This window comes from Deltaproteobacteria bacterium, assembly GCA_016709225.1.
Classification (GTDB): domain Bacteria; phylum Myxococcota_A; class Polyangia; order Nannocystales; family Nannocystaceae; genus Xiheibacterium; species Xiheibacterium phototrophicum.
In genome coordinates this window covers 2,083,002-2,100,990 of record JADJEE010000012.1, presented here as the reverse complement: position 1 = coordinate 2,100,990, position 17,989 = coordinate 2,083,002, and the positions used below count along the sequence as shown (strand labels likewise).

The window sequence follows — 17,989 nt, the reverse complement described above, 5'->3', positions numbered from 1 at the left end:
CCGCACCCGCTCGCGTGCGCGCCGAGATCCAGATCCTCCTCGACGTCGCGAGCTATCGCCTCCGTCGGCTCGAGATGGCCAACCTCGCGGGCGCGCTGGCGCTGGCGCTGGTGCTGGGCCTGTCGACCGGCGCGGTGGCGGTGCGGCTGGCGTTCGGCTTCGCGCTGAACCTGCTGGTCTACCTCAACAACGACTTCTGCGACGGCGCGGCCGATCTCGACGCGGATGGTCGCGAGCGCGGCAAGACCGAGTACCTGTTGTCGCATCGCGCCGCTGCGTTGCGGGTGCAGCTGTGGCTGCTCGCGGTGCTGCTCGGGTGGGCGTGGTGGCAGGGCGAGGGCCTGTGGCTGCCGCTGCTGCTCGGCGGTGGGGTCTGCTGGGCCTACTCGGCGGTGCTCAAGCGCAAGCCGCTGCTCGATGTCGCGGCGATGATGGCGTGGGGCATGGCGATGCCGTTGGTCGGCGTGCCGAGCGAGCGGCTGCCGCAGGTGCTGCCGTTGGTGCTGCTGCTGGGGCTCTTCTCGGGGGTCTTCGAGTGCGTGCAGGTGCTGCGCGACGTCGAGGTCGATCGCGATCGCGGCGTGCGGACCACCGCAGTCGCGCTCGGTGTGCCGGCGACGATGGCGATGGCGCGCGTGCTCGCGGCACTGGCGGCCCTGCACGCGCTGATGCACTTCGGCCTGTGGGTGGCGTTGCCGGCGGTGGTGGCGATCGTCACACCGATGCGCGATCGGCCGATCCCGCGGGTGTGGAACCGACTGCGCCTGCTGTCGGGCATCTCGTTCCTCCTGGCATGCGTCGTGGTATGGCGAGAGCTCCCGTGAGTGCGCATCGCCCCGTCAGCTTGGCGCGCTGGCGCGTCGTCGATCGCGTCGTGCTCGCGCTGGTGATCGTCGGTGCGGTGATCCTCTACGCACCGGCGCTGCGCTTCGGGCCGCTTGCCGACGACCTCTTCCAGCTCGCCTACGTCGACGGCCTGTTCGGCCCCAAGTCGCCCTTCGGCCTGTACTTCTTCGCGCTCGACGATCCGGCCGCGACCGCGGTCCACACCGCCAAGGGCAGCCTGCCGTGGTGGACGGTGCCGCACTTCCGCTTCGCGCACCTGCGGCCGCTATCGAGCCTGTTCGTGTACGTCGACGCCAAGTACCTGCCGCGCGACTCGATCTGGCCCCATGTGCACTCGTTCGCGTGGATGGCCGCGATGCTCTACGGGGCGTGGCGCATGCTCGCCGGCTCGGTCGGGCGACGCATCGCCGTGGTCGCGTTGGTCGCAGTCGCGATCGACGAGCCGCTGGCCTGGACGGCGAGTTGGCTGGCCAACCGCTGCGCGTTGATCTCGGCGGTGTTCGGCTACGCGGCGCTGCTCGTGCACGCGCGCTGGCGGCTGCGAGGCCGCGCGGGCCGCCTGGTCGCGATCGAGCTGCTGCTGTGGGCGGCCGCGTTCGCGGCCGGTGAGTACGCGATCAGCGTGCTGGCGTTGTTGTTGGTGTGGGAGCTGCTCTACACCCGCGACGGCTGGCGCGCGCGCATCGTTGCGATGCTGCCGGCCGGCGTGATCGCGGTGGCGTTCGCGATCGCGTATGTCGCGATCGGCTGCGGGGTCTACGGCGCCACGACCTACGTCGATCCGCTGACCGACACCAGCACCTTCGTCTACGAGCTCGCGAACCGATTGCTGCGCATGGCCTCGGAGGTGTTCATCGGGTTGCCCGGCGAGACCGAGCGCCTGTGGCTGCGCTACGGCTGGACGGGGATCCCGCCCGCGGTGTTCCGCGGTATCGAGTTCGATCCCCCCGCGCGATCGTGGCGGCACGCGTGGCTGGCCGGAATCGTCACCGTGCTGGTGGTGACGTTCCTGTGGCGGGCATGTCGTTCGTACCTCACGCCGCGCGAGCGCCGTGGCGTGGCGTGGCTGGTGTGGGGCAGCTTGCTGGGGTTGTTGCCGCTGGCTGCGATCCCGCCAGCGACGCGGGCGATTGGCATCCCCAGCCTCGGCGGTGCGACCTTCTTCGCCGCGGTCGTGGTGGCGCTGGTCCGCATGTGGCGAAGCCGTCGCGCGGGGCACCTGCTGCGTCGCCTCGGCACCAGCTTGCTGGTGGTGCCGCTGCTGTGGGAGCACGTGGTCGGCGACGCGCTGTTCGTGCGCATGCAGCTGGCCGCGCTCGCCGACGTACGCGAGGCCCATCGCGAGTTCTTCGACAGCCCGGACGTGCACGCCATCGACCTGCGTGGCCGTCACGTGATGGTGCTGACCACACCCGATCTCGTCACCGGCATCTACGGCCTCGCGACCATGGACATGCTCGGCCGTCCGCTGCCCGAGTCGTGGCATGCGCTCGCCATGGACATCCGTCGTCATCTCGTGCGGACACTCGACGATCACACCATCGAGCTGTCGGCGATCGGGCCCTTCATCCACGTCGACTTCCAGGAGGCGCTGTTCCGCAACCCCAAGGACGCGCTGCACGAGGGCGAGGTCATCGACGTCGGCGTGTTCCGTGCCACGGTGCTGCGCGCACCCGAGAACGAGGGTCCGCAGGCGGTCTCGTTTCGCTTCCGCGAGCGGCTCGACAGCGACGAGCTGGTCTTCCTCGAGGCCACCAAGCAGGGCCTGCGGCGCTTCGAGCTGCCGCCGGTGGGCCAAGCGCGGGTGATCCAACCACCGCAGATCCCCCGTGGGCCGCGGTAGCACCGACGAGACGTATCCCCAGGGCCCGACGCTCGACGTGTGGTTCGACGCGATCGTGTTCTCCCACGAACCCGCCGGTTGTCGATCGCGCGGCGCGAGCCCGGTGCGATGCATCAAGCCTTGCTTCGGGGCCGAGCGCCGCGCTTGGCCGGCTTCGTGTCACGGGCGCCCTCGCGGCTGAAGACTCGCAGGCCCCCCGCACGCTCGACGAAGGCCGCGATGTCTCGCTTGCCCTCGAGGCCGATCACGCCGTCGTCCTTCGCGACGCCGGCGGCGGTGAGCCAGCGCGGATCGACAAGGCCGATCACCTTGCAGTGGGTATGGGCATCGCGGATCCACGCGGTCGCGGCGGCGCGGAGATCGGGCGGGAGCGCGGCGTCGCCGGGCAGCAACACGACGATGGCGTCGAACAGGCACGACGGTGCGCCGAGCAGTGCCTCGTCGACCGTGATGGCATCACCGGCATCGTCGTGCACGCCGGCGACCTGCGGCGCGATGATCGTCAGCACGGCGCCGGCCTGCTCGAGCCGGTCGCGCAGCGCGCCCAGCAGCTCGGCGTCGCAGCCATCCCCCACGAGCGCCGCGACGTTGCGGCCCGACAGCGTCGGCGCGCCGCGGCCGAGCATCGACAGCGACGGCGCGGGCGGGAGATCGATCGGCTCGCGCGCCGGCGTGATGACCTCGGCCTCGCCGCGCATGCCGAGCTTGCCCGCGACGGCCTCGCCGAGCGCGGGCTCGATCAGGTCGAGGTGGCCGAGCATGCGCCGCCGGATCGCGACGACCTCGACCTTGCCGAGCTCGAACGCGAATGCCGACGCGATGTGGCGCTGCTCGACCTCCGACATCGAGCGCCAGAACAGGCGCGCCTGGCTGTAGTGATCCGCGAAGCTGGCGGGCCGCACACGCAGCTTGTGGGGGCCGTCCTCGGCGGGGTGGCTGGTGAAGCCGCGCGCGCTCTCCCGCGGGCCATCCGTCGCCAGCGAATTGGGCTCGTAGTTCACGCGACCGGTGGCGACCTCCATGCGCGCGATGCCGTCGCGCTGGAAGTTGTGCATCGGGCACCGCGGGCGATTGATCGGCAGCTCGTGGAAGTTGGGCCCGCCCAGGCGACTCAGCTGCGTGTCGAGGTACGAGAACAGCCGGCCCTGCAGCAGCGGGTCGTTGCTGAAGTCGATGCCCGGCACCACGTGGCCGGGGTGGAATGCGGCCTGCTCGGTCTCGGCGAAGAAGTTGTCGGGGTTGCGATCGAGCACCAGCTTGCCGATGACCTCGAGCGGCACCAGCTCCTCGGGAATCAGCTTGGTCGGGTCGAGCACGTCGAACTCGAAGCGCTCGGCAAAGTCCTCGTCGAACGACTGGATCGCCAGCTCGAACTCCGGGTAGTCACCGCGCTCGATGGCCTGCCACAGGTCGCGGCGGTGGTAGTCCTGGTCGGCGCCGTTGATGGCGACCGCCTCCGGCCACAGCACCGACTGCACGCCCTGGCGTGGACGCCAGTGGAACTTCACGAAGGTCGCGTGCCCGGCGTGGTCGATGAAACGGAAGGTGTGGATGCCGAAGCCATCCATGAAGCGCAGCGATCGCGGGATTGCGCGGTCGGACATCGCCCACATCAGCATGTGCATGCTCTCGGGCATCAGCGACACGAAGTCCCAGAAGGTCGCGTGGGCCGAGGCCGCCTGCGGGAAGCCGCGATCGGGCTCCATCTTCACCGCGTGCACGAGGTCGGGGAACTTCATCGCGTCTTGGATGAAGAACACCGGGATGTTGTTGCCGACCAGATCGAAGTTGCCCTCCTCGGTGTAGAACTTCACCGCGAAGCCCCGCACGTCGCGGGGTAGATCGACCGAGCCCGCGCCGCCGGCGACCGTCGAGAAGCGCACGAACACCGGGGTCCGCACCTCGGGATCCTGCAGGAACGCGGCGCGGGTCAGGTGCGCGAGCGACTTGGTGGGCTGGAAGTAGCCGTGGGCGGCCGAGCCGCGCGCGTGCACGATGCGCTCGGGGATGCGCTCGTGATCGAAGTGCGTGATCTTCTCGCGCAGCACGAAGTCCTCGAGAAGCGTCGGGCCCCGCTCGCCCAGGGTGAGAGAGTTCTGATCGTCCGCGATCGCCACGCCCTGGTTGGTCGTGAGCACGACACCGCCCGGACGAGCGGCCTGGTGGAGCTCACCGCCACGACCGAGGGCGTCGCGACCTTCGGTGGCCTTCTCGACGCGTGCCTTGCGACCGCGCTCGTTCGACGCCGCGGGCTTGCCCGCGCTGCGCTTGCGCGTGGGGGCGGTGGACGTCTTGGCGGCTTTCTTCGGGGTCGTTCGCGCGGGCACGGGCGCGCCCGCTGCAAGTGAGGTGCCGCGAGGTGCGATGCTCAATCGCGCCGGAGCAGGGCGCAGGCGCCCGTCCGAGCGCGTGCGCACGTGCGCAGTGGCCAGCGTCTGCGACAATGCGGGCATGACCTACGGCCATCTCGCCCTCGGCGTGCTGCTCCTGCTCGCGTGTCACCGCGGCGACCCTGACGGCGACGACGCAGCCGACAGCGGCGGCACCGGCACGATGACCGCGGGCACGATGACCGCGGGCACGATGACCGCCGGCACGATGACCGCGGGCACCGACGGCACCATCGGCGACAGCAGCGACAGCGCCGATGCGAGTAGCGGCGACACCACCGAGCCACCGCCGCCCGATTGCGATGGCATCGGCGACGCCGTCGATGCGCTCGGTACCACACCGGGTGAGGCGACGCTGCCGTCGCCGACCCTCGAACATCTCACCGTGCAGTGGCTCGTCGACGGCGACACCAACGAGAACGGCGTCGTCACCGTGCGCTGGCGCGAGCCCGGCGGCAGCTGGCACGAGGGCACGCCGCTGCGTCGCACGCCGGCCGGTGCGCTCGAGGGCTTCGAGTGGCCCAATCGCCACGTCGGCACCGTGTTCGGGCTGTCGCCGGGCACCGCCTACGAGGTCGAGCTGGCGCTGTCGGATCCCGATGGCGGCTGCGAGATCCGGACGCTCACCGCGTCGACGCGGCCGGTGCCCGCGGCGATGCCGGGTGCACCGGTGATCGCGGTCGATCCCGGCAGCTTCGCGGCCGCGGCCGCCGCGGCCCAGCCCGGCGACGTGCTCGAGCTGGCGGCCGGCACCTACGCCAGCTTCACGTTCCCGGTCGACGGCACCGCGGACGCGCCGATCGTCGTGCGTGCCGCAGGCGCGGTCGTCGTCGACGGCGAGGTGCGCCTCGATGGTCGTGCCCACGTGATCGTGCAGGGCCTCGAGGTCCACGGGCAGATCAAGTTCAACGATGCGCTCGACCTCGCGTTCATCGGCAACCACGTCATCACCGAGGGCGACGGCATCGTCACCAAGACCCGCTCGGAGAACCTCTATATCGCCGACAACCTCGTCGAGGGCGCGACGGTTTGGGCCGAGGGCTCGCTCGGCGTCGACGGCGACAACATCGGCGAGGGCATCGAGGTCACCGGCCCCGGTCACGTGATCGAGCACAACCGCGTGCGCGGCTTCCGTGACTGCATCTCGTTCATCGAGGACGACGGTGCGATCGATCAGTGGTCGATCGACGTGCTCTACAACGACATCTCCGAGGGGGCCGACGACGGCATCGAGGCCGACTTCTGCTTCCACGACTGCCGGGTCATCGGCAATCGTCTGACCAACGTGTTCATGGGCATCTCGTCGCAGCCCGCGCTCGGGGGGCCGAGCTACTTCGTGCGCAACGCGATCTACAACGCCGCGTTCCAGGCCTTCAAGCTGCAGCGCGGCAGCATCGGTGACGTCGGCTGGCACAACACCGTCGTCAAGATGGGCGATGCACTCAGCACCTTCACGGAGGACGTGTTCGCGCGGCAGCACTTCCGCAACAACCTCTTCCTCGGCGGCCCGGGGGCGACCTACGCCGGCTACGACAACGGCGAGGGCGACGTCATCGACCTCGCCGCCATCACCCAGTTCGATCTCGACTACGACGGCTACGGTTCTGCCGCGGGCATGTTCACCGGCGACCTCGGCGGCACCGCATTCAGCAGCCTCGCCGAGCTGCAGGCCAACACCACCGAGGTGCACGCGATCGAGATCGACGCCTCGGTGTTCGCTGCCGCCGTCGCGGTGCCGAGCGCAGCGTTCCCCGCCGCCGCGGCGCCCGACCTACGCCTGGCGGCCGGCTCGGTCGCGGTCGATGCCGGTGCGGTCATCCCGGGCTTCGCCCACGACGGCGCCGCGCCCGATCTCGGCGCGTACGAGCTCGGCGACGAGCTGCCGACCTACGGTCCGCGGCCCTGAAGCCGCGGCGCGTGGGCCCGCGTCGTCTAGCGATAGACCTCGTCCTGCTCGATCTTGCTGAGCACCCAGTCGTAGGCGCCGCCGGTGAGCTTCACACCGCAGGCGTCGCAGTTGCCGGCCATGCCGACCTTGGCATCCGCGCCGCAGTTGGGACACACCGGGGTGTCGGTCGTCGCGGCGCGGCGACCGACCGAGCGGATGAAGGTCCAGTACTCGCTGTACCGGCGAGCGCTGCCGTTGCCGCCGACGCGGCGACCGGTGGCCTCGTGCACGGTCGTGTCGATTGCAGACGCGAACACGCGCACGGTCAACGCCCAGAAGAACGCATCGCGCGTGGCCTTGGTCAGCTCGATGCGCCGAATCGAAGCCTCGTCCATCCGGTTGCGCAGCCCCTGGCTGCGATAGGCCTCGATCCAGTACGTCTGCGCCAGCCAGAAGCGATCGGTCGTGAACGGGCGGACGGCGGCCCAGTCGAGCGAGCTCCAGGCCTGGTTGAGCCGGTGGTAGACCATCGTCACGTGGCGATCGAAGGCCTCGGGATCGAACGCAGGATCCTCGATCTCGAGCGCCGTGAGGTGCTCCGGCAGCGATGGATCCACGATGGTCGGACCGCCGTAGACCTCCTCGGCGTAGCCGCCCAGCTGCGGCGGCAAGACGTTGCATTCCTCGACCCGAATCCCCACGACGAACCACTCGTGGTCGCCGCGCTCGAACGGCGCGTTGCAGTACTCGCACGCGCGCTCGTGGGCGAGCGCGACCGGTCCGCCGCACTTGGGGCAGTTGAAGGCGCGCCATTCGTCGGGGGCGCGGCTCTTCGCGTTCAGGCTGCGCTCGAGCGTCCAACGCTCGCGCACGTAGTAGCGCTGCTGCGTGTCGCCGTGTGCGAGCAGCTCGGTGTAGTTTGCCGTGAAGTCGACCGAGAGCAGCGCGCGTGCGTCCAGCACGGTGAGCTTCGCGAGGTCCGACGCGCCCACGACGATGTCGCGGACGGCGAGCAGTGGGCCCTGATTGCGGGCGAGCAAGGCATCGCGTTGCTTCGGGTCGATGTAGGGTGCCAGTAGGGCCAGCGAGGCCGCGTCGGCACGGGCCTCGTGCGCGCGCACGTACAGCTCCTGCACGAAGTCCTCGAGCAGAACGATGGAGAGATTGGGATCGTGCCGGGCCAAGCGCGCCAGCTCCGCGCGATCGAGGCCCGGCGTTGGCGGTTGCGCCAGCGTGTCGACGGTGCTGCTGCTCCAGTCGGCGCCCTGCGCCACGATGCGGCCGCTCGCGATGGGGACCACGAGCACCACGATCATCGCCACCGCGATGACGAAGAGGGTCCAGCCGAGGTCCATGCCGCCCCCGCCCGAGTGACCACCGCCGAACGAATGCGAGCTGAAGCCGCCACCACCACCACCGCCACCGCCACCGCCACCGCCACCACCACCGCCACCGAAGCCGTGGCCGCCGCCGGGCCGTGCCCACGCGGTCGCGGCGTAGGTGAGCACGACGATCGCGAGCGCGGCGAGCGATGCGAGCCGCTTGCGACTCATCCCCACGCCCCCAGCTCGTCGACGTCGTCGGCTGCGCGCGGCAGGCGTTCGTGCAGCACGTCGCCCAGCCGTTCGAGCCCGCGTTCGAGCGTGCCGAGGGCCTCCTCGGTCAGACCGACCTCGTGGCCGATGGCCTCGATGGCCGCGAGTGCGCGGGCGAGCTCGGGATCCCGGCCGCGATCGATCGCCGTGTCGGCGACGACGACGATCTGTTGCTCGCGCAGCGCGATGAACACCAGCAGCCCGGTACGACCGCGGGTCGTGTGCACGCCCAGCTCGACGAAGCACGCCCGGGCCGCGGCGCGCACCCTCGCCACGAGACCGGCCTCGGCGCTCAGCAGACGGGCGAGCCCCGGCATCGCCGTCACGGCGAGCACGCCCACGAGAAACCACGCCACGTCGAGCGCGGCGATCGACGCGAGCGAGAACTCCGGCGGTGCGAACAGCGAGACCAGCAGGCCGAAGAACGAGCACGCGGTGCCGCCCAGCAGTGCCGCCGCTCGCATGTCGGTGGCGGCGACTCGCACGGCGATGACGACCTCTGCGCTGCTGCGGGCCTCGATCGCGTCGGCGGCCGCCTGCAGGCGTCGACGCGCGGTGTCGGTGGTGAACGGATGTGCCATCTCAGCGTCGTCGCGGCGACCATCATCGCCGATCTCTCGCGGATCGGCTCGGCGCCCGGCTGTCGCCCACGGCCGTGGTCACGCGTCGTCGGCGAGCAGCGCCTCGATGCGGATCAGCTCGCCCAGGCCCCAGGCCTGGAACGGCGCGCCGCGGGGGGTGTGCGGCGCCTCGGCGTCGGCGATCTCGGACACGTGGCCGAGGCCGGCATGACCGAGGTGCTCGCGCAGCGGCGCCAAGAAGCGCTCGCGCGCCTCAGAGATGCTCGAGCGGGTGCGGCCGTGCACGCGCAGCCAGGCATCGACGAACGCGCCCATCAGGTGTGGCCACACCGTGCCCTGGTGATAGGCGCCGTCGCGCTCGCGGATGCCACCGAGGTATCGCGGCGCGTAACCGTGGTCGCCGGGGGCCAGCGAGCGCAGTCCGATCGGCGTCAGCAGCTCGCGCTCGATCGCGTCGACGATGCGGCGTGCGACCGCGCCGTCGACCACCGCGCGCGGCAGACCGCCGACGGCGTAGATCTGATTGGGCCGGAAGCTGCCGTCGGTGCGACCCGCCTGGTGGTCGACGTCGATGACGTCGAAGAGGATGCCGCGCTCGTCGTTCACGAATTTGCCGAACGATGCCCGCGCGAGCTCGCAGCGCGCCGCGAGCTCGGGCCGGTGCACCGACGCGAGCGCGAGCAGATTGCACCACAGCGCCTGCACCTCGACCGGCTTGCCGATGCGCGGCGTGACCACCCAGTCGTCGACCTTGGCGTCCATCCATGTCACCTGCAGGCCCGGCTCGCCGGCGGCGACCAGGCCGTCGTCATCGACGCGGATGCCATGGCGGGTCCCGGCGGTGAAGCCGTCGATGATGGCGTCGACCGCCGACAGCCACGCGCGCTGGCGTGCGTCCTCGAGCGGACGCGCGGCCTTGGCAAACGCCGCGACCAGCTCGCACACCACGATGCCGAACCACAGCGAAGCGTCCACCGAGTTGTACTCGGGGGTGCTGCCCCGCTCTGCGAGGCGGTTGGGCACCATGCCCTCGCTGACCTCGGCAACCCACGCGTCGATCATCCCCGCCGCCTCGTCGAGCGCGCCGGTGGCGATGCACAGCCCACGCATCGCCATGAAAGTGTCGCGGCCCCACTCACCGAACCATGGGTAGCCTGCGATGATCGAGGCCCCCTCGCCGCGGCGCACCACGTAGGCGTCGCGCGCCCGCAACAGTGCGTGCTTGCGGCGCTCGAGCTCGCGGGTGCGCAGCTGCGCGGCCGCGGCCTTGGCCGAGGGCTCACCCGCCAGTCCGTCCATCGCGGCGGTCGTGCCGAGCAATAGCTCCGCGCGCTCGTTGCCCAGCTCGAAGGTGAACTCGCCGGGCGAGAACACGTCCTCGCGATCGGGCAGGCCGCGCGCGCGTTCCTCGAGGTACAGCACCCGACGAAACCACTCGGGTGCGTGCTCGTAGGTGCCCGAGCAGAGCGCCTCGATTGCGGGCACGCCCTCGTAGGGCCGCCAGATCACGCGACGGTCCCGCATCGCCACGCCCTCGACGAGGTCGTCGTTCATCACGTGCAGGCCGTGGGGGTCGCGGGGCCCGAGCATCGGCCGCACGCGCAGGAACGCGGTGCCGCGACCGCCCTCGCGGGTCCAGCTGCACGCCACCATCGCGAGCCCGCGCGGCACGAACAGCTCGGCGACGATGCGCGTGCCGTCGGGCAGGTCGTAGCGCCACTGCGGCCACGGGTCGTGTCGGAACTCGCGCAGATGCGCGACGCCGTCGGGGTGCACGACCTCGCCGTCGTAGAGGTTCGAGCTCAGCGCGTACACACCGGTGTCGGTCTCGAGCCAGGCCTCGAGGCCCTGCACGAGCACGAAACGATCGGTGGGTGGCTGCGCAGCGACCAACAGCGCGGCGTGGTAGCGGCGCGTGCGGACGCCGAGCACCGTGCCAGAGGCGAAGCCACCGAGGCCGTCGGCTTCGAGCCACTCGCACGTCGCCGCCTCGACGCCACCGATGTCGCGTGCGGGTTGGTGCTGCCCGGGCTCGAGGTGCAGCAAGGCGCGATCGATGACGGTGCGCATCCGGTCTCCATCGCGTCCGACGATGCGGCGCGGCACACCGAGGTTACGCCAAGCGTACGTACACGTCTGCCCCGTGGCGGTTCCGCTCGGGTGTCTGGGGATCGTGCCGGCCCGGGCGCCCGTACCGGTGCGCGTGGCCGGACGGTCGGCCGCGCGGGGTTTCGCGCCGCATCGCGCTTCGCGGTTGCTTCGCGCGGCGGCACGGCGGTAGACCGCAGGACATGCAGCGTCTCGCGCTCTCGTTGTGCATCGGCCTGGTCGGCATCGCGTGTTCGAAGAACAAGGACACCAGCACCGTCGACCCCGATGCGACCGCCACGACCATCTCGCCCACCACGGATCCCGATGCCCCCGGGATGTACGACAAGCAAGAGGACGAGAAGCCCAAGGACCAGCGCACGCTCCAGACCGAGGCCTGCGACGGTGGCAAGGGTGACATCTGCACGTCGGTCGGTGTGATGTGGGAGCAGGGCAAGGAGGGTCCGGCCGACGCCGCGAAGGCGCGCGAGTTCTACGAGAAGGGCTGCGCGCTCGGGCACAAGATCGGCTGCACCTACTACGCCGCGATGCTCGACGCGGGCGTCGGTGGGCCGGCCGATCCGAAGGCCGCCCGCGAGCTGCACCTGACGGCGTGCGAGACCGGTGACATGAACGAGTGCCACGCCGCGGCGAGCTCGTTCGAGACCACGGGCACGCCCGAGGACAAGACCCAGGCGCGCGAGCTCTACGCGCAGGTGTGCCAGTCGGGCCAGATGCCGGCATGCGTGTCCGAGGCGCGCCTCATGATGCTCGGCGAGGGCGGGCCCAAGGACGCGAAGAAGGCCCGCGCGGCGTTCCAGACCGCCTGCGACGCGAGCGATGCGGTCGGCTGCTTCAACCTCGGCCTCGCGATGGAGAAGGGCCTCGGCGGCAAGAAGGACAAGAAGGGCGCCGTGGCGATGAAGGAGAAGGCCTGCGGACTCGGCCACAAGGAGGCCTGCCCGGCCGACGCCAAGGCCGACGCCAAGGTCGAGGCGAAGGCCGAGGCGAAGGACGGCAAGGCGGAGGCGAAGGCCGACGCGAAGGACGGCAAGGTCGAGGCGAAGGCCGACGCGAAGGACGGCAAGGCCGACGCGAAGGCCACCAAGTAGCCCTCGCCGTGCCAGCCGGGCTGCGTCACGCCTCGAAGAGGCGGCGATGCAGCACCGGCACGACCTTCGCGATGTCGGCGTCGTCGATCACCACCGTGAAGTTGATGCTGCCCATCCCGAAGGTCATCATCTCGACATTGACGCCGGCCTCGGCGATGCACTCGAGGATGCGACCTCCGATGCCGCGGGTGTGCGGCAGACGCTGGCCGACGATCGACATGATGGTCTTGTTGCGCAGCAGCTGGCACTGGCCGAAGCGCTGCAGCTCCTCCATCGCCGACTCGAGCGCCGCAACGTTGTAGCTCGAGATCGACACGCTGACCTCCGAGGTCGCGATCATGTCGATGTCGGCGTGGTGGCGGCCGATGACGGCGAACACCTCGGCGAGGAAGCCGACCTGCTCGAACATCCGCAGCGAGCCCAGGGTCAGCACCGCCTGGCGCTCCTTGTAGGCGATGCTGGTCACGATCGGGCCGTCGGCGGCGTCGCTGCTCTTGCCGGTGATGACCGTGCCGGGGTGCCCAGGCCGGTTGGTGTTCATCACCCGCACGGGGATGTCGCTGCCCATCGCGGGCAGCAACGTCGCCGGATGCAGCACGCGGCTACCGAAGTAGGCCAGCTCGGCGGCCTCGTCGAAGCGCATGGTCGGGATGCTGCGCGCGGTCGGGACCACCGACGGGTCGGCCGACATCACGCCGTCGGTGTCGCTCCAGATCTGCACCTCTTGCGCCCCGAGCCCGGCGCCGAACAGGCTCGCCGTCAGATCGCTGCCGTTGCGACCGACGGTGGTGATCTCGCCGCGTTCGTTCATGCCGACGAAGCCGGTGACGACCGGCACCATCCCCGCGGGGATCTTGCTCTTCACGGCCTCGCGCACCCGCGCTTCGAAGCCCGCGGTCGGCCGCGCGCGACCGAAGTTCGCGTCGGTGACGAACCCGAGGTCCCACGCGTCGTAGGACAGCGAAGGCAGGCCGTTGCGCGCGAAGAAGTCGGCGATGCAGCGGCTCGACATGCGCTCGCCGAAGCTCGAGATGTAGTCGAGGCTGCGGGGACTCAGCTCCTTCACCAGCCGGATGCCGCGCAGGAGATCACGCATCTCCGCGAACAGCGGCGCCAGCAGATCGGTGGAGCAGTCGAGCGACGATGCGATCTCGCTCTGCTTCGCGATCACGCGCTCTCCCGCATCGACACCGCTGGCGGCGGCACGCGCCGCGTCGATCAGCGCGTCGGTGATGCCCTTGTGCGCCGACACCACGACCATGGGCGCACGCGGCTGATGGGCGGCGACGATCGCCATGACCTTCTCGATCTGCTCGCGGTTGGCGACCGAGCTGCCGCCGAACTTCATGACGATCATGGATGCTTGCTCCGGTCGTTTGCGCGCGGTGCCCTCTCGCGACCGCGGGGGCCAGGCGACGACGGCCGGAGTTTCCGGGGCTTGGCCGCGTTCGTCAACGTCGCCACGACGGGGCTGCGATCTCCCACGCTGTGCCGCTATGCTCGGCGGCGGTGTCTGGGCTCGCGTCGTGCGAGCCCGGTCGGCTCGCCGGAGTTGCGCATGCTCGAGACGCTCCTGCTCTACGACGACCGGATGATCGAACACGATCCTGGTCCCGGTCATCCGGAGCGACCCGATCGCCTGCGCGCGATCGAGGCGATGCTGAGCCTGCGAACCACCACCCACCTGCGCATCGATGCGCCCAAGCCCGCGACCGAAGAACAGATCGCGCGGGTCCACACGTTCGAGCACATCGCTCGCGTCGGCGCGTTCGCGGGACAGTACGGCAGCCTCGATCCCGACACGCACGTGTCACCGAGCAGCGTGCGCGCAGCTGCGTTGGCGGCCGGCGCTGCGGTGCAGGCGGTCGACGAGGTGTGTGCCGGCAACGTCGGCAACGCGTTCGCGCTGGTGCGCCCGCCCGGTCACCACGCGGTCGCGGGCCGACCGATGGGCTTCTGCCTGTTCAACAACGTCGCGGTCGCGGCCGCCCACGCGCGCGCGGTACATCTCAAGCGGCGCATCCTCATCGTCGACTGGGACGTCCACCACGGCAACGGTACCGAGTCGATCTTCTACGACACCGACTCGGTGCTGTTCTGCAGCCTGCATCAGTTCCCGCTCTACCCCGGCACCGGCGACACCTCGGCGGTCGGCATCGGCGCGGGCCTGGGCCACACCGTGAACGTGCCGCTGCAGGCCGGCGCCGCCGATGGCGACTACGCGCGCGTGTTCGACGAGCTGGTACTGCCCATCGCCGAGCAGTACGACCCCGACTTCGTGTTGGTGTCGGCCGGCTTCGACGCCCACCGCGACGACCCCCTGGGTGGCATGGCACTCACCGAGGACGGCTTCGCCAACCTCTGTGGCAAGCTGCAGAGCTTCGCCAAGCGCCGCGAGATCGGCATGGTGCTCACGCTCGAGGGCGGCTACGACCTCGCGGGCCTGGCCAAGAGCGTGCACGCCTGCATTGACGTGCTTGCCGGCGCCGTGGCACCGACCAACGACCGCCGGACCAGCGGTCGCGCGGAGCAGGATCTGCGTGCGGCCCAACAGCGACAGCAGCGGTTCTGGAAGCTCTGACCGCCACGGTGGTGTTTTTGCGCGCCGTGGCGGCTTGACGCTCGCCGCCCGCGGCGGGTACTGGGTGCCGCATGACGCACCGCCTCTCCACTTTGCTCGTCGTCGCCGTGGCCCTCGCGGGCTGCTCGAAGAAGGACACCACCACGCCCAACGACACCGCCGCGACCGCGTCGGCCGGTGCCGAGGGCGAGCACCAGGGTGAACATCAGGGCGAGCCCGCCCATCAGCACGCCTTCGAGGGCGGTGTGAAGAACTTCCACGACGTGCTGTCGCCGCTGTGGCACGCCGACGCCGGTGAGAAGCGCGTCGCGGACACCTGCGCGGCGTCGGCCGATCTCGCGGGCAAGGCCGCGGCGATCGAGGCCGAGCCGGTGCCGGCCGCCGCGAACGGCCAGGATGACGCGTGGAAGACCAAGGCCGCCGCGCTCACGGCGTCCGTGAAGGAGCTCGAGACGGTGTGCGCCGGTGATCGTGCGAGCTTCGATGCCGCGTTCACCAAGGTGCATGACGGCTTCCATGCGCTCATCGAGGTCGCGGGCGAGAAGCACCAGTAGCGGCCGCTGTCGCGAAGGTCATCAGCACGGTCGACGTCGCGGCGTCGACCGTGGCTACCACTCGCCGAGCGGGGCGACCTGTGCCTGCAGCTGCGGATCGTTGGCGAGGATCCGATCGAAGAACTCGCGGGTCGCCCGTCGCAGGCCGACCGCGGTGTGCAGCAGCAGCTGGTTGCCGTCGTTGGCGACACCGTTCGTCCAGCCCTCACCGTTCACCAGGCTGAGCGCGCGGCGGAGGTGGGCTTGGGCCTCGAGTACCGCGCCGTCGACGTGGGTCTGCGCCGCCGCGATCTCATTGCTCACCGAGTCGCCCGTGAACCAGTCGAGCAGCGACCACCGACCGATCATCCCCGACAGTGGCACACCTGCAGACCCGGTGCCGACCCCGAGGAGGATGAGGTCCGCGCTCCTCAGCTCCTCCAGTGCACGTCGCTTCGAATCCAGGGCGGCATGCGGAGGCGATGACATCCTGCATCACCACCCGTCGCGCGCCCTCGGCATTCCCGATGGCGCGGGCAGGGACACCTTCCGCAGGAGGCCGGCAGCGCAGAAGACCTCGAGCTGCTCGCTGCGCGCTACAGCGGCTTGCTGAGGTAGACCGCTGCTTCGTGGGCGACGGGGGTGTTCTCGTAGTAGTGGGCATCGACGCCGCACAGCGTGTAGCCCAGGCGCGCGTAGGCGACGATGCCAGGCACGTTGACGGTGCTGGTCTCGAGCCACACCCGTGTCGCGCCGCAGGCGCGGCCATGGGCTTCGACGTGCTCGAGCAGCGCGCGGCCGATGCCCTCGCGTCGGCGCGCACGATCGACATACAGGTGCCAGAGCACGAGTCGTCGGTGCCACGGTACGTACTCGACCGCCGCAAAGCCACAGATGGTCTCGCCGTCGCACGCCACGAAGCCGTGCTCCCACGACGACCACGGCTCGAACACCTCTGCGATGGGGTAGCGTTTGACGTGCGGTGTCGCCAGCGCCATCTCGCGCAGGACCAGCCGCGTCGACTCGATCGCGAGCTCGTAGATGGTCGAGGTCTCGAATGCGGTGTCGATCGCCGCGACGCCGGCGTGCTCCTGGGAACGATCGATCGCGCGAACCTCGATCATCCTAGCCGCGCTTGCTCTGCTCGAAGCGGCGCTGGATCACCTGCGCGAGCGCCTCGACGCCCTTGAGCGACTCACCCTGCTCGACGAGGCGCTGCACCGCGAAGGTGAGCGCGGCGAGCTGGGCGGCCATCGCGGCGAGTTGCTGCTCCACGCGTTGCTCGAAGCCCATGGGTGTGGCCGCGGGGATCGACACGGGCGTCGGCGCGCGGGCGGCGGTGGGCGTCGCCACGAAGGCCTCGGGGGTCGCCGGCGACACCGGTGACAGGCGGGCGGTCACTGCCGGACGCACGGCAACCGGCGTTGCCATCGGCTGCGGCGCTGCGACGGCCTCGAGCTCGGGCGGCTCGAAGCTGCAGACGATTCGGTGCCCCGACAGCACCAGCACCTCACCGTCGGCGATCGGGTGATCGTCGACGCGCATGCCGTCCACGATGATGCCGTTGGTGCTGCCCAGATCGACCACGAAGAACAGGCCGTCGCGGCGCTCGATCGCGCAGTGCTGGCGCGAGATGTTGGCGTCGACGATGGTCAGGTCGCACTGGCTCGAGACCCGGCCGATCACGAAGCGCTCGGTCGACACCACGTGCAGGCGACCGTCGACGGCGAGGTAGAGCCGACGTGGCTGCGTGGCCTCCTCGGGCGGCTCGGAGGCCTCGGAGGGCTCGACGGCCTCGAGCAGCTCATCGAGCTCCTCGAACTCTGCCTCGAGGTCCTCGAGGTCATCGCCGCCGTCGAGTTCGTCGTCGCGGGCGCCGCCGAGGTCGATGTCGTCGTACGCCGGCGTCCGTGACGCCGCTGTCTGCAGGTCGGCCGCGAGTGCGTCGACGTCGACCTCGACCTCCGGCACCGCGCGGGCACGCAGGGGAACGTCGTCGTCATCGTCGTCGTCGTGGGGATCGGCCACCACCTCGAGGGTACCGCAGCGGGCACCCGAGCAGCGCCAGCACGACGAGCGCCGCCGCGACTGGCCCGCGCGTGCGGAGGGTGCGTGCGAGCCGCAAGGCCAGGGCCGTGCGCTGCGTGCACCGACGCTCCCTTCCAAGGGTGGTGTCTTCGTCGTCTTGCGACGGTGCGAGGGCCCCGCGGGTGATCGAAGCGCGGATCCGCAGGTCTACCGCGCGCGAGGTCGGCCCTACTCATCATGGTGCGTTCCGAATTCTCGGACGCTTCGGCGGCCTCGAGGAGAAACAATGACGAAGCAAGACAAGAAGCCGGCACCGGAGCCGGCGCCTACGACGAAGCGATCGTTGACGTTGGAGCAGCTCACCCAGATCAAGGGTGGCGTCGGACAGTCGACGCCGCTCGAGCCTGGCGGCCCGCTGATGTACACGGTCCCGCCGAGTCGGCGGTAGCTCGCCAACCTCGTGCGGACGGGTTTGTCCGTCCGCACACTTCACATCGCACGCCG

Annotated in this window: 15 protein-coding genes; 7 read left to right on the top strand and 8 right to left on the bottom strand. The window is 70.4% G+C overall.

What is annotated here, in order from left to right; genetic code table 11:
• Positions 1–14: 14 nt before the first annotated feature.
• On the top strand, positions 15–824 hold the full coding sequence (locus IPH07_33680; protein MBK6922389.1) for a UbiA family prenyltransferase: 810 nt from the start codon (positions 15–17) through the stop codon (positions 822–824).
• Positions 821–2,689, top strand: a complete 1,869-nt coding sequence (locus IPH07_33675; protein ID MBK6922388.1) for a hypothetical protein — start codon at positions 821–823, stop codon at positions 2,687–2,689. The genes IPH07_33680 and IPH07_33675 overlap by 4 nt, the downstream gene beginning before the upstream one ends.
• Before the next feature lie 113 nt (positions 2,690–2,802).
• Here the strand turns inward: IPH07_33675 and IPH07_33670 are convergent, their stop codons facing one another.
• Positions 2,803–5,142 carry a catalase gene (locus IPH07_33670; protein MBK6922387.1) on the bottom strand — a complete coding sequence of 780 codons (2,340 nt, stop codon included), beginning with the start codon at positions 5,140–5,142 and terminating at the stop codon, positions 2,803–2,805.
• Positions 5,143–5,434: 292 nt separating this feature from the next.
• Between IPH07_33670 and IPH07_33665 the strand changes: the two genes are divergently transcribed.
• Positions 5,435–6,985 (top strand): right-handed parallel beta-helix repeat-containing protein, encoded by a 1,551-nt coding sequence (locus IPH07_33665; GenBank protein ID MBK6922386.1) that lies wholly within the window; start codon positions 5,435–5,437, stop codon positions 6,983–6,985.
• 26 nt (positions 6,986–7,011) lie between these two features.
• On the opposite strand, the gene IPH07_33660 is transcribed toward IPH07_33665, so the two are convergent.
• From IPH07_33660 to IPH07_33650, 3 genes are all read right to left on the bottom strand, one after another.
• A complete protein-coding gene (locus tag IPH07_33660; GenBank protein ID MBK6922385.1) occupies positions 7,012–8,520 on the bottom strand; it encodes a Tim44 domain-containing protein in 1,509 nt (502 codons plus the stop codon).
• A complete protein-coding gene (locus IPH07_33655; GenBank protein MBK6922384.1) occupies positions 8,517–9,143 on the bottom strand; it encodes a hypothetical protein in 627 nt (208 codons plus the stop codon). The genes IPH07_33660 and IPH07_33655 overlap by 4 nt, the downstream gene beginning before the upstream one ends.
• A gap of 78 nt (positions 9,144–9,221) precedes the next feature.
• Positions 9,222–11,213 carry a glycogen debranching enzyme family protein gene (locus tag IPH07_33650; GenBank protein ID MBK6922383.1) on the bottom strand — a complete coding sequence of 664 codons (1,992 nt, stop codon included), beginning with the start codon at positions 11,211–11,213 and terminating at the stop codon, positions 9,222–9,224.
• Positions 11,214–11,434: 221 nt separating this feature from the next.
• Between IPH07_33650 and IPH07_33645 the strand changes: the two genes are divergently transcribed.
• Positions 11,435–12,343 carry a sel1 repeat family protein gene (locus IPH07_33645; protein MBK6922382.1) on the top strand — a complete coding sequence of 303 codons (909 nt, stop codon included), beginning with the start codon at positions 11,435–11,437 and terminating at the stop codon, positions 12,341–12,343.
• Positions 12,344–12,368: 25 nt separating this feature from the next.
• On the opposite strand, the gene IPH07_33640 is transcribed toward IPH07_33645, so the two are convergent.
• A complete protein-coding gene (locus IPH07_33640; GenBank protein MBK6922381.1) occupies positions 12,369–13,700 on the bottom strand; it encodes an aspartate kinase in 1,332 nt (443 codons plus the stop codon).
• Positions 13,701–13,901: 201 nt separating this feature from the next.
• On the opposite strand from IPH07_33640, the gene IPH07_33635 reads away from it, so the two are divergent.
• Together IPH07_33635 and IPH07_33630 are read left to right on the top strand one after the other, a co-directional pair.
• Positions 13,902–14,924, top strand: a complete 1,023-nt coding sequence (locus tag IPH07_33635) for a histone deacetylase (protein ID MBK6922380.1) — start codon at positions 13,902–13,904, stop codon at positions 14,922–14,924.
• A gap of 71 nt (positions 14,925–14,995) precedes the next feature.
• Positions 14,996–15,478: a hypothetical protein gene (locus tag IPH07_33630; GenBank protein MBK6922379.1), complete on the top strand. Its 483-nt coding sequence runs from the start codon at positions 14,996–14,998 to the stop codon at positions 15,476–15,478.
• Positions 15,479–15,532: 54 nt separating this feature from the next.
• Here the strand turns inward: IPH07_33630 and IPH07_33625 are convergent, their stop codons facing one another.
• From IPH07_33625 to IPH07_33615, 3 genes are all read right to left on the bottom strand, one after another.
• Complete coding sequence (locus IPH07_33625) at positions 15,533–15,946, bottom strand: hypothetical protein (protein ID MBK6922378.1); 414 nt, start codon at positions 15,944–15,946, stop codon at positions 15,533–15,535.
• Between the two features lie 107 nt (positions 15,947–16,053).
• Positions 16,054–16,581: a GNAT family N-acetyltransferase gene (locus tag IPH07_33620; GenBank protein ID MBK6922377.1), complete on the bottom strand. Its 528-nt coding sequence runs from the start codon at positions 16,579–16,581 to the stop codon at positions 16,054–16,056.
• 1 nt (position 16,582) lies between these two features.
• Positions 16,583–17,485, bottom strand: coding sequence for an FHA domain-containing protein (locus IPH07_33615; GenBank protein MBK6922376.1), 903 nt, complete (start codon positions 17,483–17,485; stop codon positions 16,583–16,585).
• A gap of 286 nt (positions 17,486–17,771) precedes the next feature.
• On the opposite strand from IPH07_33615, the gene IPH07_33610 reads away from it, so the two are divergent.
• Positions 17,772–17,933 carry a hypothetical protein gene (locus tag IPH07_33610; protein ID MBK6922375.1) on the top strand — a complete coding sequence of 54 codons (162 nt, stop codon included), beginning with the start codon at positions 17,772–17,774 and terminating at the stop codon, positions 17,931–17,933.
• Positions 17,934–17,989: the final 56 nt, after the last annotated feature.

Bases quoted from the DNA above. Each gene is read 5' to 3' on its own strand.
- IPH07_33670 (MBK6922387.1), bottom strand. From the start codon at position 5,142: ATGCCCGCATTGTCGCAGACGCTGGCCACTGCGCACGTGCGCACGCGC.
- IPH07_33660 (MBK6922385.1), bottom strand. From the start codon at position 8,520: ATGAGTCGCAAGCGGCTCGCATCGCTCGCCGCGCTCGCGATCGTCGTG.
- IPH07_33655 (MBK6922384.1), bottom strand. From the start codon at position 9,143: ATGGCACATCCGTTCACCACCGACACCGCGCGTCGACGCCTGCAGGCG.
- IPH07_33650 (MBK6922383.1), bottom strand. From the start codon at position 11,213: ATGCGCACCGTCATCGATCGCGCCTTGCTGCACCTCGAGCCCGGGCAG.
- IPH07_33645 (MBK6922382.1), top strand. From the start codon at position 11,435: ATGCAGCGTCTCGCGCTCTCGTTGTGCATCGGCCTGGTCGGCATCGCG.
- IPH07_33640 (MBK6922381.1), bottom strand. From the start codon at position 13,700: ATGATCGTCATGAAGTTCGGCGGCAGCTCGGTCGCCAACCGCGAGCAG.
- IPH07_33635 (MBK6922380.1), top strand. From the start codon at position 13,902: ATGCTCGAGACGCTCCTGCTCTACGACGACCGGATGATCGAACACGAT.
- IPH07_33630 (MBK6922379.1), top strand. From the start codon at position 14,996: ATGACGCACCGCCTCTCCACTTTGCTCGTCGTCGCCGTGGCCCTCGCG.
- IPH07_33625 (MBK6922378.1), bottom strand. From the start codon at position 15,946: ATGTCATCGCCTCCGCATGCCGCCCTGGATTCGAAGCGACGTGCACTG.
- IPH07_33620 (MBK6922377.1), bottom strand. From the start codon at position 16,581: ATGATCGAGGTTCGCGCGATCGATCGTTCCCAGGAGCACGCCGGCGTC.
- IPH07_33610 (MBK6922375.1), top strand. From the start codon at position 17,772: ATGACGAAGCAAGACAAGAAGCCGGCACCGGAGCCGGCGCCTACGACG.